This window comes from Wenyingzhuangia sp. IMCC45574 (genome assembly GCF_054182685.1).
In genome coordinates, this window is record NZ_CM135169.1 from 131,321 (window position 1) to 149,696 (window position 18,376).

20 protein-coding genes are annotated in these 18,376 nt (G+C 31.6%); 8 read left to right on the plus strand and 12 right to left on the minus strand.

The window, feature by feature from the left end; all coding sequences use genetic code 11:
• Window positions 1–54 precede the first annotated feature (54 nt).
• Together ung and ACXHHC_RS00660 are read left to right on the plus strand one after the other, a co-directional pair.
• Entirely contained in the window at window positions 55–759 is a 705-nt protein-coding gene (gene ung, locus ACXHHC_RS00655) for a uracil-DNA glycosylase (RefSeq protein ID WP_458227720.1), read from the plus strand.
• Window positions 760–935: 176 nt separating this feature from the next.
• Window positions 936–2,579: a Shedu anti-phage system protein SduA domain-containing protein gene (locus ACXHHC_RS00660; protein ID WP_458227721.1), complete on the plus strand. Its 1,644-nt coding sequence runs from the start codon at window positions 936–938 to the stop codon at window positions 2,577–2,579.
• A 74-nt stretch (window positions 2,580–2,653) separates the two neighbouring features.
• Here ACXHHC_RS00660 and ACXHHC_RS00665 read toward each other — a convergent pair whose 3' ends face one another.
• The 9 genes from ACXHHC_RS00665 to ACXHHC_RS00705 form a co-directional block, all read right to left on the minus strand.
• A complete protein-coding gene (locus tag ACXHHC_RS00665; protein WP_458227722.1) occupies window positions 2,654–3,067 on the minus strand; it encodes a MerC domain-containing protein in 414 nt (137 codons plus the stop codon).
• Between the two features lie 76 nt (window positions 3,068–3,143).
• Entirely contained in the window at window positions 3,144–3,842 is a 699-nt protein-coding gene (locus ACXHHC_RS00670) for a DUF2971 domain-containing protein (RefSeq protein ID WP_458227723.1), read from the minus strand.
• Window positions 3,843–3,856: 14 nt separating this feature from the next.
• Window positions 3,857–4,228 carry a VOC family protein gene (locus tag ACXHHC_RS00675; RefSeq protein ID WP_458227724.1) on the minus strand — a complete coding sequence of 124 codons (372 nt, stop codon included), beginning with the start codon at window positions 4,226–4,228 and terminating at the stop codon, window positions 3,857–3,859.
• Window positions 4,225–4,938 (minus strand): YqjF family protein, encoded by a 714-nt coding sequence (locus ACXHHC_RS00680; RefSeq protein ID WP_458227725.1) that lies wholly within the window; start codon window positions 4,936–4,938, stop codon window positions 4,225–4,227. Before ACXHHC_RS00680 ends, ACXHHC_RS00675 begins: the two co-directional genes overlap by 4 nt.
• A 106-nt stretch (window positions 4,939–5,044) precedes the next feature.
• Window positions 5,045–5,395 carry a translation initiation factor gene (locus tag ACXHHC_RS00685; RefSeq protein WP_458227726.1) on the minus strand — a complete coding sequence of 117 codons (351 nt, stop codon included), beginning with the start codon at window positions 5,393–5,395 and terminating at the stop codon, window positions 5,045–5,047.
• Complete coding sequence (locus ACXHHC_RS00690; protein WP_458227727.1) at window positions 5,388–6,362, minus strand: isopenicillin N synthase family dioxygenase; 975 nt, start codon at window positions 6,360–6,362, stop codon at window positions 5,388–5,390. Before ACXHHC_RS00690 ends, ACXHHC_RS00685 begins: the two co-directional genes overlap by 8 nt.
• 2 nt (window positions 6,363–6,364) lie before the next feature.
• Window positions 6,365–7,159, minus strand: coding sequence for a DUF6048 family protein (locus ACXHHC_RS00695; protein WP_458227728.1), 795 nt, complete (start codon window positions 7,157–7,159; stop codon window positions 6,365–6,367).
• Window positions 7,140–7,607, minus strand: coding sequence for a DUF6452 family protein (locus ACXHHC_RS00700; RefSeq protein WP_458227729.1), 468 nt, complete (start codon window positions 7,605–7,607; stop codon window positions 7,140–7,142). Before ACXHHC_RS00700 ends, ACXHHC_RS00695 begins: the two co-directional genes overlap by 20 nt.
• A 102-nt stretch (window positions 7,608–7,709) precedes the next feature.
• A complete protein-coding gene (locus tag ACXHHC_RS00705) occupies window positions 7,710–9,557 on the minus strand; it encodes a DEAD/DEAH box helicase (protein WP_458227730.1) in 1,848 nt (615 codons plus the stop codon).
• A gap of 577 nt (window positions 9,558–10,134) precedes the next feature.
• On the opposite strand from ACXHHC_RS00705, the gene ACXHHC_RS00710 reads away from it, so the two are divergent.
• The 4 genes from ACXHHC_RS00710 to ACXHHC_RS00725 all read left to right on the plus strand — a co-directional run bounded on the left by ACXHHC_RS00710 (window position 10,135) and on the right by ACXHHC_RS00725 (window position 12,734).
• Window positions 10,135–10,686, plus strand: coding sequence for an RNA polymerase sigma factor (locus tag ACXHHC_RS00710; RefSeq protein WP_458227731.1), 552 nt, complete (start codon window positions 10,135–10,137; stop codon window positions 10,684–10,686).
• Between the two features lie 18 nt (window positions 10,687–10,704).
• Window positions 10,705–11,097 carry a hypothetical protein gene (locus tag ACXHHC_RS00715; RefSeq protein WP_458227732.1) on the plus strand — a complete coding sequence of 131 codons (393 nt, stop codon included), beginning with the start codon at window positions 10,705–10,707 and terminating at the stop codon, window positions 11,095–11,097.
• Window positions 11,098–11,190: 93 nt separating this feature from the next.
• Entirely contained in the window at window positions 11,191–11,658 is a 468-nt protein-coding gene (locus ACXHHC_RS00720) for a hypothetical protein (protein WP_458227733.1), read from the plus strand.
• A 128-nt stretch (window positions 11,659–11,786) separates the two neighbouring features.
• Window positions 11,787–12,734 carry a hypothetical protein gene (locus tag ACXHHC_RS00725; RefSeq protein WP_458227734.1) on the plus strand — a complete coding sequence of 316 codons (948 nt, stop codon included), beginning with the start codon at window positions 11,787–11,789 and terminating at the stop codon, window positions 12,732–12,734.
• Here the strand turns inward: ACXHHC_RS00725 and ACXHHC_RS00730 are convergent.
• The gene (locus ACXHHC_RS00730; protein ID WP_458227735.1) at window positions 12,729–12,971 is read right to left on the minus strand and encodes a VF530 family protein; all 243 of its coding nucleotides are present in this window, start codon (window positions 12,969–12,971) and stop codon (window positions 12,729–12,731) included. The two genes, ACXHHC_RS00725 and ACXHHC_RS00730, sit on opposite strands and share 6 nt — an antisense overlap.
• Before the next feature lie 247 nt (window positions 12,972–13,218).
• On the opposite strand from ACXHHC_RS00730, the gene ACXHHC_RS00735 reads away from it, so the two are divergent.
• The gene (locus ACXHHC_RS00735) at window positions 13,219–14,754 is read left to right on the plus strand and encodes a sulfatase family protein (RefSeq protein ID WP_458227736.1); all 1,536 of its coding nucleotides are present in this window, start codon (window positions 13,219–13,221) and stop codon (window positions 14,752–14,754) included.
• Between the two features lie 52 nt (window positions 14,755–14,806).
• Here ACXHHC_RS00735 and ACXHHC_RS00740 read toward each other — a convergent pair whose 3' ends face one another.
• Entirely contained in the window at window positions 14,807–15,478 is a 672-nt protein-coding gene (locus ACXHHC_RS00740; protein WP_458227737.1) for a LysE family translocator, read from the minus strand.
• 96 nt (window positions 15,479–15,574) lie between these two features.
• Between ACXHHC_RS00740 and ACXHHC_RS00745 the strand changes: the two genes are divergently transcribed.
• Entirely contained in the window at window positions 15,575–17,194 is a 1,620-nt protein-coding gene (locus tag ACXHHC_RS00745) for an ABC-F family ATP-binding cassette domain-containing protein (RefSeq protein ID WP_458227738.1), read from the plus strand.
• Window positions 17,195–17,256: 62 nt separating this feature from the next.
• Here ACXHHC_RS00745 and ACXHHC_RS00750 read toward each other — a convergent pair whose 3' ends face one another.
• Complete coding sequence (locus tag ACXHHC_RS00750) at window positions 17,257–18,375, minus strand: aldose epimerase family protein (protein WP_458227739.1); 1,119 nt, start codon at window positions 18,373–18,375, stop codon at window positions 17,257–17,259.
• Between the last annotated feature and the right edge of the window lies 1 nt (window position 18,376).

Here is an 18,376-nt window from a genome sequence, read left to right on the forward strand (position 1 = left end):
TTTACTTTTACTTTGTAAAACTGGCACAAAAGTACATATTCAAACATAATTATTATGCAGAATCAACTACCAGATGATTGGAGATTGTTATTAAAAGGTGAATTTACGAAAGAATATTGGCAAGATTTAGAAAAGAAAGTAACCAATGCCTACACTACTACAACTTGTTTTCCTCCAAAAAACGATGTATTCAATGCTTTTAAATTGACCTTTTTAGATAATGTAAAGGTAGTTATTTTAGGGCAAGACCCTTATCATGGAGTTGGCCAGGCAAATGGTTTGTGTTTTTCTTATATAGGTCAAAATAAATTTCCTCCATCGTTAAAGAATATATACAAGGAGGTTAGTTCTGATTTAAATATTAACATGCCAGCTACCAATGGAGATTTAACCTCTTGGGCTAAGCAAGGAGTGTTGTTGTTAAATGTAACTTTAAGTGTTGAAGCGAATAAACCTAACAGCCATAAAGGCTTTGGTTGGGCTAAGTTTACAGACCAAGTAATTCGTAAAATTTCTGAAGAAAAAGAACATGTGGTTTTTTTATTGTGGGGAGGTTTTGCTCACAAAAAAGAGAAATTAATAGATGAGGATAAACATTTAATATTAAAAGCCACACATCCTTCTCCGCTTGGAGCCAATAAAGGAGGTTGGTTTGGCAGTAAACACTTTTCTAAAACAAATTTATATCTAGTTGCTCACAAAAAACAAGAAATTGATTGGCAACTAGAAGAGTTTGATGAACAATTGAATCTGTTCTAGTACAGAAATTATGGTTTGTTTTCAGATAAGATTGGTACTTAAGTATTAGTTTTTAATGCTTGGAATTAGTTAGATTTGATGGTAACATTAAAAAAATGCGGTTATTCTTATTTGTTTTGGCTATTAATTTAGGTTTATAGGGTAGTTGTAGGTTAGTGTCTTAAATTATTAATTTAATGATAGATATAGATAGTCTTATTGAAGAGAAAATTACAGAATTAAGTTTCAGTAGTAGTACTTGTAAAACCTATAAAATATGGGTTTTTAGATTTTTAGAATTCATAGAAATTAAAGATGTAAACTCAATTGAATTCATTCACATTGAAAAATATTTGAATCATATAATTGAAATAAGTAATTATAGTTTATCTTCTCAAAGGCAAGCATATTCTTCCTTAGAGTTTTTATTTAATAAAACATTAGATAAAAATTTTCCTTTTAATAAAATAAAAATTGCTATTGCCCCTTCAAAAATACCTGTTGCTATTCCTAAGGAAGAAGTTTTACAGATTTTAAATCACATTACTAATATTAAACACAAAACGATACTAGCACTTATATATTCTTGTTGTTTGAGTACTGAAGATGTTATAAACATTCAAATTGATGATTATAATTCTGATGAGAAAGTATTAACCATAAGAAAAGACCAAAAAATATATAGAAAAGCTCCAGTTGGAAACATATTAGTTCCAATGTTAACAAATTATATTGATGAATATAATCCGATAAATTACCTTTTTGAAAATAACACAAACCATAAGAAATATTCCAATTCTTCAATTAGAAAAACTTTTAACGATGCAAGAGACAATTTAGGGCTAGATAAAAATTATACATGCCAAAATTTAAAGTATTCATATGTGAAGCACTTAGTTGACGAGGGATTTCAATTAACAGATGTTCTTAACCATATTAAGCTTAAAACTTATGAGAAATATTCTAAAATTGAAGGGTTACATAATTCTATCATAGTCTCTCCTATAGATTCATTGATAAAAAAAAATCCAAAAATAAAACTAAAAATAACTGATGAGCAATCTGAGAACTTCATTTTAACAGACAAACAAACAAAAAGAATGTTAGAAAAAAAACCTAACTTAATAAAATCGTTTATTGAAAATGAAATAAACGATTCTGATATTACAGCTATAGGTTACCGTAAAAAACAATTAGAAGTATTTAAGAACTTACTTACAGATGAGAATTATTTTAAGGATGAACTAACAAGACTTAATATTTCTGGTAAGGAAAATCTTTGGCAATATTTCTTTGAGAAGAATACATGGATTTTTGGTTATGGTCTTAATTTTATTTTTTCAACTAATTTAGAACACAAGAAAATTGAACAAGTAGTGTCAGGATTTTCCTTCAATGAATATGGGAAAAGAGTTGATGGTTTGCTTAAAACTAGAGGTTTAATAAGTTCTCTATGCTTTGTTGAAATTAAAGTACATGATACTAGGCTTTTGAGTAATAGGCCATATCGCTCAGATTGTTGGAGTGTATCAAATGAACTTTCAGGGGCTGTTTCTCAAATTCAGAAAACTGTTCAAAGGTCGATAACAAATTTACCTACGCAAAATAGAATGATAGACAGAGAAGGTAATCCTACTAATGAAACTATATTTTTATACAAACCCAAATCGTATCTTATAATAGGTAACCTTAATGAATTTGTAACTGAGCATGGGGTAAATGAAAGTAAATTCTCGTCATTTGAATTATTCAGACAAAATACAAATTCTCCTGAAATAATAACATATGATGAATTGTATGAAAGGGCAAAATTTTTATTAGATAATAAAATTAATAAGTAAAAAGGTTCATCAACATTAACCATTAATAATATCTAATAATTTTGGATAATAAAAAATAAAAGAAGTTTTATCACTTAAGCCTGACTACCATAACAATCCGTAGTACATTGACAATACTTTCTGTTGTAAATGTGTAAGAAAACCAAAGCTATTGTGGGAACGTAAATAAGAGATTCAGGAATTTTTACCAACTGTACTTGTTCGTTGGTAATAATTGCTGTTAACAAAAACCAAGAAATCCAAAGTGAGTTTTGCATCCAATTTTTAGCACTATTTTTTGTAGATAAGTACACCGCTCCAAAAGAAAATAAAAGGAAAAAAACATCAAAATACTTCCACCAGTATGGTGTATTAGCACAGCAAGGATCTGCTACAGCACAAGATTTAGCTAAAAATAATAAGGGAGTAGCCAAACAGTGAATTAAGCACAATCCGCTTATAAAAGCTCCTATAATATCTGATTTTTGACTTACTGATTTAATGACCATTTGCTGTATTCTAAATTACGGCCACAAAAATAGCAAAATAGCTTAAATATGCAACTGTGTTGCGTTTTTGTTTTGTTTATAAATCTTTTAGGTGAATTTGCTTAGCTTCAAATCTGTAAGTGTTTGGAATTTGTTGCATTTGAAAAAAACTTATATTCCTGTTTTTTAATCTTTTTACAATTATATCCTTGTCGTTTTTTGCCATACGAATTCCGAAATAGATTGCTTTTATGGCGTTTGGAGGATGATAGATTTTACCTGTTGATTTGGAAATAACCCTAAACTCCTTCTCATATTCCCATCTTTTCGATTTACGAAAGGCAGATTTATGTATAATAAAGTTATAACCAAGTAAAATATGTAAAAAATAAACTTTAGGAGGATATTTCTTATAAACAACATTTGAGTATGAATTCTTATTATCTATTAAATAGTTAAAGTCATATTCAATACAAAAGCCTTTATGTGAATCAGAATAATGAGCCCACAATAATTCATCATCAAGGCTTTTGGACAGAGAAAAAATACCTATTTGATTTCTAAGACTTAATTCTTTTTCAATATTTTCTTGAAACAAAATACTATTCTCTTTGGAGTATAGATTAAACTTTTTGAGTAACCAACTACTAAAACTATTGATTTTAGTTTTGTCTGATAATGTATCGCATGGATCATTTAAGTCATTTATATGAGAGGACCAATAATAATTCTCTTCAATCGCTGTTAAATCTCTTTCAAAGGTTTCACCCGCTGGTCGGTATTTAAAAACTCTCATGAGACTGTATAATTTTACACATGCTGATCAATTAAAATCTGATTTCCATCAGGATCGGTTAGCATGATGCTTTCTGGGCCTTTAGAAGAGGTTTTAGCTTGTTTGTCTAAGGTAATCCCATTTTGTTGTAAAGCGTCTTGTATTTCTCTTACATCGTCAAAATCGTTTAGTGCAGTAGCGTTTTCATCCCAACCAGGGTTAAAGGTTAAAATGTTATTGGGAAACATTCCTTGAAACAATCCAATAATAGTGCTTTCGTTTTTAAGAATTAAATAGTTCATTTCTAAACTTCCAGCAAATACAGAGAATCCTAATTTTTCGTAAAACTCTTTTGACTGTTCTAAGTCTTTCACACTTAAACTCACTGAGAATACTCCTAGTTTCATGGTTGTATCGTTTTTTTGTTTTCTACTGTAATATACGAACCTTCTGCGAGCATTACAGAATCGGGTTCCATAGAATTTAAAAACTCAAATTCTCTTCCATACACCAAACCAAAATCAACATTAATTTCATAATTATTTACTGCATAAGCTTCCCATCTAGGGTGTGTAACTTCGTATTCGTTACTTTTTGAATCGTTTACATGTGCATAGCCCCAATAGTGTTCTGTAATAAATTCTGTTTCACTTTCAGTAGGAATTTCAGTTGCTTCTACTTCAGCTTCAACTTTTATAGAGTTCCAGGTATTGTCTTTTTTCCATCGGTATTCAACTGTTCTCTTCAATTCATTTTGATTCCATGAATGAGACATAGGCATAGTCTCATAATTTTCTTTGTAAATGGTATTTGCTACAAAAGTAATAGCGGGTTTGGGTACAATCTCTTTAATAAAAACAACACCTCTTTTCCATTCGCCATTTTCAAAACGTTTTACATAAAAACGAAGGTTTACTTCTTCAAAGTTTACATGCCCTGGGATTTTAATTCCTAAGAGTTTGGTATTTACAAATACAAAGCCAACCAAACTCACATAACATTTTCCATTCCAGAGGTCTAGTTCTGTACCTGCTGGTACATATTTTTCTAATATTTCTGGATTGATATTATAATTGGCAATCACTAACTTTCTCCATTCGGCTTTTAGAAAACTCATATTGTTTTTTTGAGTAAAATTAGAATTTACAAAAGGAATTTGAGTTGTGAAAAATAAAAGAAAAGCTATTTTAGAAGCTCTATGAATAAACAAAAAAGAGTTAGTGTTAACCACCAACTCTTTTTACTTTATAACCGTCTTTTTTTAAGATTTCCATAATTTTATCTCGGTGTTTACCTTGAATAATGATTTCACCGTCTTTAATGCTTCCACCAACACCGCATTTGTTTTTTAATAATTTACCTAATGCTTTTAAATCTTCGTCGGTCCCTATAAAACCACGAATAACAGTAACTGTTTTTCCACCACGTCCTTTGTTAGAAAAAATAGCTTCTAGTTGTTGTTGGTTGTTAGGTAATGTTTCTATTTCGCTGCTACCGTCATCAAATTCGTAATTTTCGTTGGTAGAATATGCAAACTGCCCTAAAGCAGATAAATCGTTTAATTTTTTAGCCATTGTTTTCAGGTTTTATCAATCCTAATTCAATTAATCTTTCTATTAAATAAGCTCCTGCTGTAGTGTCTTCAAACTGTTTAGGGTTTTCCTTGGTTACACAATTTTCTAAGCAAGTTAAGTCCATGGTTGGAATTGGGTGCATAAAAAACGGAATAGAATAACGAGAGGTTCCCCATAGTTCTTTTGGAGGGTTTACTACTTGATGAATGGTGGACTTTAATTTATTATTTGTTAATCTAGATAACATGTCACCTACATTTATCATCAATTCATCGGGTTGTGCTATAGCATCAATCCAAGTTCCTTCTATATTTTGTACTTGCAGGCCTTTTCCTTGAGCCCCCATTAACAACGTAATTAAGTTAATGTCTCCATGGGCTGCAGCTCTTACGGCTCCTTTTGGTTCAGTTTCAATAGGAGGGTAGTGTATAGGTCTTAAAATACTATTACCATTGTAAATGTATTCGTCAAAATAGAATTCATCAATATTTAGATATAGGGCTAGCGCACGTAATACGTATTTGGCTGTTTTCTCTAGTTGTTGATAAACTTCTTTTCCTACTTCGTTAAATTTTGGTAATTCCTCAACAGTTATATTCGGAATTAATGCTTTTTTTAATTCGCCTGTTAAGACTTCTTTATTGGATACATATTGTCCAAAGTGCCAAAATTCCTTTAGGTCTCCTTCTTTTTTACCTTTAGCACTTTCTTTACCAAAAGAAGTATAGCCACGTTGTCCAGCAAGTCCTTCAATTTCGTATTGGTTTTTAGTTTCTTCGGGTAAACTAAAGAAATTCTTTATTTCTTGATATAAATTTTCTACCAATTCATCCGATAGAAAATGTCCTTTTAATGCTACAAAGCCAATGGTGCTAAATGCAGTACCAATTTCATTTACAAATTGTTGTTTGTCGCTTTCTTTGTCTGATAAGAACAAACTTAAATTAACAGATGGTATTTTATGCATGTTTATTTCTTGTATAAAGGGATTCTATAAGATATGGTGTAATTGATATTGGCACCAGATCCGTTTTTGGATATTCTTCCCATTCCAGGAGCGTAAGTGTTGTCAAAATTATCACCCGTTTTTGTAGTGATTAATTTACTGATACTGGCCATAAAACCAAAATATAAATTAGAGAAAATCTCTACTTTAATTCCGGCTACAAATTCTACCCAATGAGCATTTAATCCGCTAAACTCTCTAGAGGTATTTACTTGTTTGGGAGGAAAGAAGTTTTCATTGGTGGTACCATCTCTGGTATTACTTAGGTCTCCGTTTTGATATATTGTGTAATCGTGAAGCGTGTTGCTAAACGTAGCAAAACCATAACGAGCTCCTAGATACAATTCGTTATCCATGTCTAACCAATTTGTAAATAGGTTGTAGTTAATACCCGCTTTTAAATAAGAACCTTTTACCGTATTGTTAAACTGATCTTCTTTTAAATCTCGTTCTATAAAACCAGCTTCCCCAGCTACAAATAAATTTGTTTTTAAACGATAATCAGCAACTATTTCTGCACCATTAAAGTAATCTTTGCTAAACATGTAGATAGGTTTTATAACATCAAACCCTATTCTAAGCCCATAAGTTTTGGGATTGTAAAGAGGGTTGATACTATCTTTAACAGTCTCTACTTTTTCTACAATTTCAGAATTTTTAAGAATGTTGTTTGTAAATTCTTTAGGTGTGTTTTCTTGTGCAAATAATCCTTGAACTCCAAGGCAGATGCAAATACCACTAATGATATATTTTAACATGAGCTTGAGTTTGATCGTTTATTTCATTTGTTACTTGTACAATGCTATCTATCCAGTTGTCTTTGGTACTTTCAATCGTTAAGTTTTTAAAAACACTTTTAAATCCACAAGCTCTAGACACAAAAACATCTTCTACCGTATAGTTAATGGTTAGTATTTCTGTTGATGGAACGCTATCTTGAATAGAAAATTCATAGGTTACAGAAGTATCTTGTGTGTTTATTGGAAAGCTAATAGAATCTCCAGTATTCACATTAAAATACGGAATAGTTACGTCATCAACTTTAGCAACTAAGGCAATACGTTTTGTACTTTCATTAATACTGTCTTTATTGTAAAAACGTATAATTAATTCAGGAGTTGTAGGTTCTACACAGAACTCATCCTGACAGCTATAAAAAGCGGTAAAAATTCCCAAACCAAGTAAGAGAAGGCTAATTTTTTTCATGGATTCAAAGATAAAATATTCTTTTAGGTGTTCTGAATGGAATCCTACAAAAAAGAGGCCTATTTTTCAATAAGCCTCTTTTTTTATTCAGTAAATTTAAATTTAGTCTCTTTTACGTCCCCAAGATTTGTTTTGTACACGGTTAGATCTACCTCTAGATTGGTCACCACCACTGTTTCCAGATCCACCATCTCTTCTACGTCCTCTAAAGTCACCATCGTTTCTACGACCTCTGTCTCCACCACGGTTTCCATCACTTCTTCTACGATCTCCACCACCACTACGGTTTCTATCTCCACGTCCTCTTCCACGACCTCCACCGTTTCCGCCACGACGTTTTTTAGTAATTTCTACATTAACATTTCTTCCTTCAAACTCAGGCTCGTTGCTTAAGAAAGCATCTAAAGTTTCTTGTTCAAAGTTTTTATCTAATTCAAAGAAAGAGAAAGTATCTAAAATTTCAATTTGTCCAATTTCTACGTTGTTGGTAATGTTCTGATCGTTGATCAATCCCATTAAACGAGGAGGAGTTAAATTGTCTTTTCTACCAATGTTGATAAAGAAACGAGTCATGTTTTCGTCATCTCTTTGTCTACCTCTATCATCTCTATCTCTAGTACCACGCGTATCGTTAATATCTCCAGCGTTAGCATAGTATTCTAAGAAAGCGTTAAATTCCATAGAAATAAATTTCTGAATTAACTCTTCTCTAGACAATCCTTCAAATTGTTCGTAGATGTTTTCTAAGTATCCAGAAATAGCTTCTGAGTTGATATCTGTATTTTTTACTTTTTCAACTAATTTGAATAATTGAATTTTACAAATTTCTTCTCCACTAGGAATATCTCTCTTAATAAATTTCTTTTGTATTTTTCTTTCAATAGGTCTTAATTTTCCTACCTCTCTAGAAGTAACCAATACAATAGAAACCCCTTTGTTACCAGCTCTACCTGTACGTCCACTTCGGTGTGTATAAGCTTCGTTTTGGTCTGGTAATTTATGGTTAATTACGTGGGTTAAGTTGTTTACATCTAAACCACGAGCAGCAACATCAGTTGCAACCAACATTTGAATGTTTTTGTTACGGAACTTTACCATTACACTATCACGTTGTGCCTGAGATAAATCTCCGTGTAATGAGTCTGCATTGTAACCGTCTGCAATTAGCTTTTCAGAAACTTCCTGACATTCACGTCTTGTTCTACAAAAGATAATTCCGTAGATATCTGGGTTAATGTCTGCAATACGTTTAATAGCAGCGTAACGATTACGTTCTGTTACCACGTAGTATTCGTTACTTACATTGTCAGAACCTGTGTTTTTTGTACCTGCAGAAATTTCAGCAGGATTGTGCATGTAGTTTCTTGCAATGGCCTCTACTTCTCTAGGGAAGGTTGCAGAGAATAATAATGTTTGTTTGGTTTCTGGAGTAGCTTCTAATACAGTATCCAAATCATCTTTGAACCCCATATTTAACATTTCATCAGCTTCGTCTAAAACCAACCACTGTAAGTTTCCTAATTTTAATTTTCTTCTATTGATTAAATCAACAGTTCTACCAGGAGTACCCACAACAATTTGTGCTCCACGATTCAATTTACGAGCCTGATCTTCTAGACTTGCACCTCCGTAAACAGTAACGGTTTTTAACCCTTTAATGTTTTTAGAAAATTTTTGAATTTGATCTCCAATTTGTACAGCTAATTCACGCGTTGGTGATAAAATAATAGCTTGAACATTGCTGTTCTCTGTATCAATTTGTTGGATGATTGGTAAACTAAAAGCAGCAGTTTTTCCTGTTCCCGTTTGGGCAAAAGCTTTTAAATCGTCTGTAGAATTAATTACTTGAGGAATTGCTTTTTCTTGGATTTCTGAAGGGGTTTCATACCCCATATCAGTTAAGGCAGAAAGAATTTCTTCTTTAAGCCCCAATTCGCTAAATGTCGACATATGGTTTGTTTAGTGACTCACAAACCTATACGACTAGTTTGCAAATCTGATTATAAAAATGCAAAGATACGGTATTTATTTTAGATGGAGGGGTATTAGTAATAATAAGCTGAAAAATATAGGTTTACAATTCTATTTATTCATAATTAAAAGTTAAATTGGTGTCAATAATTAAAAGTTATGTTATTTAGTTTCATAATTGCAGGTATCTACACATACATTAATATTAAAAAAATGAAACCTTTAATAGATAGTGGTAATGTTAAGATATTAAAAAAAAGAAAAGAGTTGTTAAAGGTAATTGGCTATGAAAAAAAGTAAAACCTGCACTACAACAGTTAAAAGATGGTTTTCTATTGCAAACTACTTTTTCTAAAAAGGGGAAGTACGATGTTCATGTAAGGTATAGTAAAGATATACTTTATACCTATGTGGTTAAAGTAAAGTAGCATACACTATAGAAATATCATTAACTTTATAAGAATTCCTTTTTTTATAAAAAAAACAGAACTTTTTAAAAAAGGTAGGGTCTAAACCAATAAGAATGTTTTAGAGATATAACTCTTAACCAATTTTTTTGAAGAACGAAGCAGCATTTATAGAGCGATTATTAAGTCCAAGGCATAGAGATAGAGCTTTTGGAGAATTGTTGGATAGTTACCAAGAGCGATTGTATTGGCACATTCGTAAGTTGGTTCCTAATCACGAAGATGCTGCAGACGTATTACAAAACACATTTGTAAGAGTGTATAAGAGTCTACCAAAGTTTAAACAACAAAGCTCGTTACATACTTGGATGTATAGAATAGCCTATAACGAATCGCTTCGTTTGATAGAGAAAGAAAAAAACAAGTATAGAGCTTCTACAAGTGAAATAGAACAAAAGCATTTGGAAAATTTGGTGGGAAGTTCTTATTTTGACGGATCGGAAATACAGATAAAACTAAAACAAAAAATCTCTGAGTTGAGTGAAAAGCAACGTGTCGTTTTTCAGATGAAGTATTACGATGACTTAAAGTTTAGAGAAATAGCAAGTATATTAGAAATTAAAGAAAATACAGTAAAAACTACTTATTACGCAGCTGCTAGATTGATAGAAAAAAAGATGTTAGAAGTAGAGGCAATTTAAGTGATAAATAGCAATATTATGGAATTAAAGAAGATACATAACCATCCCAAAAAACAAGAAGATGCTTTGTTTGATCAAAAGAACAGAGAACGTCACCAGAATGATTTTGGTTTTGAAGTTCCTGCAGATTTTTTTAAGAATTCTAAAAATGCCATTTTAGAAGAAACAATCCGTAGCAATAGAAAGCAAAGAGTTATTAAGTTGATTCGTTTGTCTACAACAGTTGCAGCTGCCATTGTTTTGTTCTTTACGGTTAAGAATACTACTATTACTACTACACAGGTAGCTTTAAACGATGCTGAAAGTAATATGATGATTAACTCTCTTATTGTAAATGAGAACAAATTAGATAAGATATCAGATACGTATATGTTAGGGGCTTTGTATCCTAATGAAGATCTCTTGAATTAAAAAAAAACAGTTTTTTTAAAACTATTTTAAACTATCAGGTTCTAAGATTACAGAACGTTCAATTAAACAATTATTAATTTAAAAAATACAAAAATGAAGACTTTACAAAAATTAGCCATTGCAGTTTTTACTTTAGCATTAACAGCAGTACATGCACAAGATACTCCTACTAAAGAATCTATTTTTACAGATGCTCAAAAAGAAATGATTCAAGCACAAAGAGAGCAAGTAAAAGCGAACAAAGAAGCTTTAAAGGCTACTTTTACAGCAGAACAATTAGCTATTTTAGAGAACAAAGAGTTAACTAGAAAAGAAAGAAGAGAAGCTTTAAAATCATCTTTTACAGATGCTCAGAAAGAAATGATAGAGACAAATAGAACTGCGGCTAAAGAAGCTAAAGAATCTTTTAGAGCTACTATTACAGAAGAGCAAAAAGAGCAATTGCAAGCAAGAAGAGCTGCAAGAGCAGAAGGAGGTAAAAAAGCAAGAGCTAAAGTAAGAGAAAAAGCACGTAGAAAAGCACGTAGAAAAGCAGCTAAAGAAGATGCAGCTGCAGAATAATCTCAAATTTATTCCCCTAATAAAAGAGTTACATTTAATGTAACTCTTTTGTCGTTTTTGTAATAATTTTAAAAATATTCTATATTTAGAAATCTTAAACGAACCCCCTCCAACCTAACCAAAAATATATGAAGAACCTATTCCTAAGTTTATTTTTATGTATCAGTTTTTTGTCATTTTCTCAAAACAAAGAAGATGAAACCCAACAAACAGATGAAGATTTAATATTGGAATCGTTATTAGACGAGGATGCAGACAAGGATGTTGATGATTTATTAGCAGCACTCTTTAAAGAACAAAAAGATTTGAATGATTTAATGGAATCATTTTCAAACTTTAAATTTTTATACATCTCCGCAAATTATACAAGTGATACCTATTTTGCAGGTAGAGATATTGGTTGGAATGATTATAATTTAAGACCCCAGATAACATATTTAGATGCTAAGGGGTTCTTTGCAAGTATTGGAGGTGCTTATTACGATGGTACTTATTTTGATCCTAGGTGGGATTTTACCTCTTTATCTGCCGGGTATGGTAGAAGTTTTGGAAAGAATAATATATTTCGTGTAAGTGGAGGTTATACACGATTTATTTACAGTAAAAAAGGGTCTAATCCTTTTACCAATTCTATTTCTGCTGGAATAGCGGTACGAAATAAGAAAAGAACCTTAGGAACACGTTTGTCTTTAAATGAATCTTTTGGTGATGATAATTCCTTTCAAATTGGATACTCGGCTTTTGGAGTCATTAATATTTTAGATAAAGAAAAGTATCGTTTACAACTGAGACCAAGATTAAATATATTGGCTGGTCAGCAAACTTTTTTTGAAGAAACGGGAGAGTTTGATATTGAAATTGAAGACGGTATTCCTTATGAGGTTCCTAGATATAATGAGACGAGTGTTTTTGATTTAATGAACGTCCAAATAAGTTTGCCAATTTTATATACTACAGAAAAGTGGGATGTAGAAGTTGGTTTTAATCGAAATTTCCCTTACGAAATTGGAAATGAGACAAAAGAAGACAACACCGGTTTTATAAATGTGTCTGTAGGATATTTATTGGAATTATAAATTATGTATTTTTTTATACTCTAACCAATCCAAATACAAGTCTTCTGTTTTTTGTCTGGCCCAAGCAGTAGTCCTTAAAAATTTAAGACTGCTCTTAAATGTTGGGTTGTTACCAAAACAGCGTATGCCTGTTTCTTTTTCCATTTCTTCCCATCCTAAATTTTCAATCAATTCGGTAAGAATATCTGCTAGTTTAACTCCGTGTAAAGGGTTGTTTGGCTGAGCGTTTTGAGACATAGAATAAAATTTTGTTACAAAAGTAACGCCTTACTATTAATAAAGCTACACATTCTACGAATATTGCAATTTGTGGTTCTTTTTTTATTAAAAGAAAATATTAGTAGAATGAGATCAATAGCATTTAAAGAATTCTCCTACAGTTAATCAATTGTGTTTGTATGTACAATTATCATAACCTAGTTAAACGCAATAGTTTTTACTATGTCTAATTATTGAAAAAATAAACCAAAAATTAAGATTACTTATGAATTGTTTACTGAGACGATTGTTTTTATTGATGTTATTTGTTCTTACAATGTCAGCCAAAGGACAAAATAGCAAAGCACCTAATTTATTGTATATTATAACCGATGAACATAACTTTAGAACAATAGGAGCTTATAGAGAGTTACTATCTAAAGAGGAAGCTTATATGTGGGGAGATATGGTTGTTGAAACTCCTAACTTAGACTTTTTGGCACATAAAGGGGCTATTTTAACGAGTATGTATGCTGCTTCTCCATCCTGTACTCCGTCTAGGGCAGCTATGTTTACTGGGAGTTATCCTCATACGGTAAAGATGCCAAAGAATGGATATGTGCTAGATCATAAAATTCCAACTTTAGCAGATGTATTGGCTAAAAATGGATATAGCACAGGGTATACAGGTAAACTTCACTTAATAGGGCATCCTAAACCTATGTGGAATCCTGAATATGGTTATGGGTTTCAGCACAAGAAATATATGTTTAATGGAGGACATTGGAAAAAGTTTGAATTGGACAAAAACGGTCTGCCTAAGGTAGGAAGTACCAATGCAGAAGGAAAACCCAACACAAAATTAAATGGTGCCAATGAAAAGTCTTTTGCTACAGACTGGTTAACCGATAGAGCTTTGGAGTTTTTTGATGCACAAAAAGGAACAGGAAAACCTTTCTTCGAGGTTGTTAGTTTTCCAGATCCACATACAAGTAATGTGGTTAGAGCTCCATATAATACCATGTATGATATTAAGAAAGTAAAGTTACCTAAGACTTTTAATTTAGAGTATAGCAAGGAATTACCAGCATGGAAAAACCCTGAATTAGACTTTGCCGTTAATAAAAAATCAAAAGAAAGAAAGTTAAAGAAGAACTATACACCAGAAAAAGCTAAAAGAAAACTTAAAAAAGACATTACTCAATACTTTGGAATGGTAAAGTGTATTGATGATAATATTGGTAAAATGATTCAAAGGTTAAAAAAGAACGGACAGTTAGACAATACCATTATTATATTTACTTCGGATCATGGAGATTTATTAGGGGAGTACGGAAGGGATAATAAAGGAGTGCCACAAGAGGCTTCGGCTAAAATTCCATTTATAGTATATTATCCAAATGCTATTAAAGCAGGTACAGTTGTAAACAAAGCTACCAATAATACCGATTTTATGGATACGGTATTAAGTTTAATGAAAGTAAAAGATTTTGATCCAACTACAACAGATGGTAGAGATATTAGTGACTGGCTAATAGGTAAAAAGAATACGAAACTAAAGGATATGACTTTTGTATCGTATCAATGGTGGACTTCGGTAATGACAGATAGATACAAGTTGATTTTAGATAAAAGTAAAACCAAACCTTGGTTGATCGATTTAGAAAAGAATCCGGATGAGATGATCAACTTTATAGATCATAAAGATTATAAAGAGATACGTAAAAAACTATCGAAAGCTCTTAAAGCGTATGGAGATACCTATAAAGATCCAATAGTATTAGATGAAAGAGTTCAGAGTCAGTTAACAGAGTTGATGTAAAATTTGATTAAAGAATAATAGAAACGGTTTGTATTAAGATACAAGCCGTTTTTTAATGGTTTAAAAAGTCCTCTAAATTTAATTGTTCTTTAGGAATAAAACCTTTTAGTATCATAACAATTCCAAAGGCTACCAAAATAAAACCCATTATTTTTTTTATAATTTGAATGTTTTTTGGAGTTAAAAAACTCTTTAGCTGTTTCGCAAGGATTATTTTTATTATATCGGTTGTAAAATAACCTCCAATAATAGCTGCGAAATACCAAAATATCTGAATAGAAGTCATGTTTAATGTTGGTATAACCACCACAATTAAGCCCAACCAAAAAGCCAACACTCCTACGTTAATGCAGTTTAAGAAAAACCCATGGAATATCAATTTATAATAATTGTTCTTTTTGGGGATTGTTATAGTGGATTCTTCCAAAGTTTCATTTTCCTTTTTCTTCTGTAAAACAGTAATAATCCCGTAAACAAGAATTATGATTCCTCCGAGTATAAATAAACGAGGATCGTCTTTAATTTTGTTCAATACAGGTCTACTTCCAAAGTAAGAAATCAGAATAAAAGCAATATCTCCTAAAATAACTCCGGTATTAAAAGCCAAAGCAACTTTAGCACCTCTTAGAATACTGGTTTGTATTAGCATAAAGAAAACAGGGCCAATCATAAACGAAAGAAAAACACCTGTAAGAATAGCATTTTTAAGCTCTAAAAAACTCATGCGAGCAAAGGTAGAATTTGTATGTAAAGCAATGGTTAAATAATAAGGATTTCTTAATCTATTTTGTACTTTTGCAGCAAATTAAAAATCAGTTTTATGTTAACAGTTTCAAATTTATCGGTACAATTTGGAAAAAGAGTATTGTTTGATGAAGTAAACACAAAGTTTACCCAAGGAAATTGCTACGGAATTATTGGAGCAAATGGAGCAGGGAAGTCTACTTTTTTAAAGATTTTATCGGGAACAATGGAGGCTACTTCTGGACATGTAAGTTTAGATCCTGGAAAACGTATGTCTGTTTTAACTCAGGATCACTATGCCTTTGATGAGTACACAGTACTAGAGGCAGTGTTAATGGGGAATAAAGAGTTGTATAAAATTAAGGCCCAAATAGATGCCTTGTATGCTGATTATACGGATGAAAATGCCGAAAAAATTGGAGAGTTACAAGTAATCTTTGAGGAAATGGATGGATGGAATGCAGATTCTGCTGCAGCTACTATGTTATCTAACCTAGGGATTAAGGATGATATGCACTACACTTTGTTGGCAGATTTAGACGGTAAAGCTAAAGTACGTGTGTTGTTAGCACAGTGTTTATTTGGTAATCCTGATGTATTGATTATGGATGAGCCTACCAACGACTTGGATTTTGAAACCATTTCTTGGTTAGAAAACTTTTTAGCAAATTATGAGAATACGGTAATTGTAGTTTCGCATGACCGTCACTTTTTAGATGCTGTTTGTACGCATATTTCAGATATCGATTTTGGAAAAATCAACCATTACTCAGGAAACTATTCTTTCTGGTATGAATCTTCTCAGTTAGCGGCTAAACAACGTCAGCAAGCAAATAAAAAAGCAGAAGACAAAAAGAAAGAATTGGAAGATTTTATTCGTCGTTTCTCTGCAAACGTTGCAAAGTCTAAACAAGCAACTTCTCGTAAGAAAATGATTGAGAAGTTAAATGTTGATGAAATTAAGCCATCAAGTAGAAGATACCCAGCTATTATTTTTGATAGAGATAGAGAAGCTGGAGATCAAATTTTAAATATTGAAAACTTATCTAAAACTTTTGAAGGAGAAACTTTATTTAAAGGGATAGATATTAACTTATCAAAAGGAGATAAGGTATTAGTAGTTTCTAGAAATTCTAAAGCAGTAAGTACGTTCTACCAAATTATTATGGGGAACGAATCTGCAGAAACAGGAGAGTATAAATGGGGAATTACAACCAACCAATCTTACTTACCATCTGATAATTCTGAGTTCTTTACTAATGAAAGTTTAAACTTAGTAGATTGGTTACGTCAATATGCTAAAACAGAAGAGGAAAGAGAAGAGGTTTTCTTAAGAGGATTCTTAGGGAAAATGATCTTTAGTGGAGAGGAAGCTTTAAAAAAGTGTAATGTATTATCTGGAGGTGAGAAAGTACGTTGTATGTTGTCTAGAATGATGATGACAAGAGCAAACGTATTGGTGTTAGATGAACCTACAAACCACTTAGACTTAGAATCTATTCAGGCATTAAACAACTCTTTAAAGAACTTTAAAGGAACTGTGTTGTTCTCTACACATGACCACGAGTTTGCACAAACTGTTGCCAATAGAATTATAGAAATTACTCCTAAAGGAATTATTGATAAATATGCTACGTTTGATGAGTATTTAGACGATCCTAAAGTGAAGGAATTAAGAGCTAAGATGTATCAATAGTAGTTCTTTCTAGAATGATATTTTTAACCCCTTCAATTTAAAATTGAAGGGGTTCTTTTTGGTTATTTTTTTATCCCAAAATCGTAAACAATTACTTCTTTGTATGTATGATTAGGTTCTAATAGAGTTGATGGAAAACTCTCTTGATTGGGTGCATTAGGAAATCCATGCGGTTCTATGCAAAATGCAATGTGTGGTTTGTATTGAATATTATATTTTCCAGTTATGTTTTTTAAGCCATTGCTAGCATAAAAGGTTAAGCCTAGGTTTGTAGTAGATACATCTAATGTTCTTCCAGAGGTAGGTTCTATAATAGAGACAACTTTTTTTAGTTCCTTTTTTTCGTTATTTAAAATATAGTAATGGTGATATCCGTTTAAAGGAATTTTATTGATGTTATCTCCCAGTCGCGTTGGTTTTTTTAAATCCCAGTTTTTGTTTCTTAATGATAAAATTTTACCTGTAGGTAATGCTTCAATGGTATCATATTCTAAGAATTTATCTGCTTCTATATCTACAATATGATCATAAATTAAATCTTTAGCTCCATTTAAATTAAAGTAACTATGTTGAGTTAAACTTACGTGGGTTGCTTTGTCTGTAGTAGCCTCTAAGGTAACATGTATGGCATCTTGATCTGTTAATATATACGTAACATAGGTATCTAAGTTTCCTGGAAATCCTTTGGTTCCATCTTTAGAGATATAGTGTAACTTTATTCCTTTTCCAATTTCATTTTCTACAATTTTTGATTGCCAAATTACATGATTAAATTCTCCACCACCATGTAGATTGTGTCCATCATTGTTGTCTGTTAATTGATGTTGAATTGAGTCTATAGAAAAAATAGCATTTGTAATTCTGTTAGAGAAACGACCTACTGTAGCTCCAAAATAGGGATTGGGTTTAGTATAGGGTGCTAAATTATTATAACCTAAAACTACATCCTCTATCTTTCCATTTTTGTCAGGTACATGGATGGAAGTAATGATACCACCATAGTTGGTGATTTTAACTTCCATTCCGTTGTTGTTAGATAAAGTGTATAGTAAAACTGAACTATCTTTAACAGTACCCCAAACTTCTTTAGTTACTAAAATTGATTTTTTGCTACAATTACTAAACGTAAGTAAGCTTAATAATAAAATAGGGAATAAATTGTAGTGTTTTTTCTTTTTCATT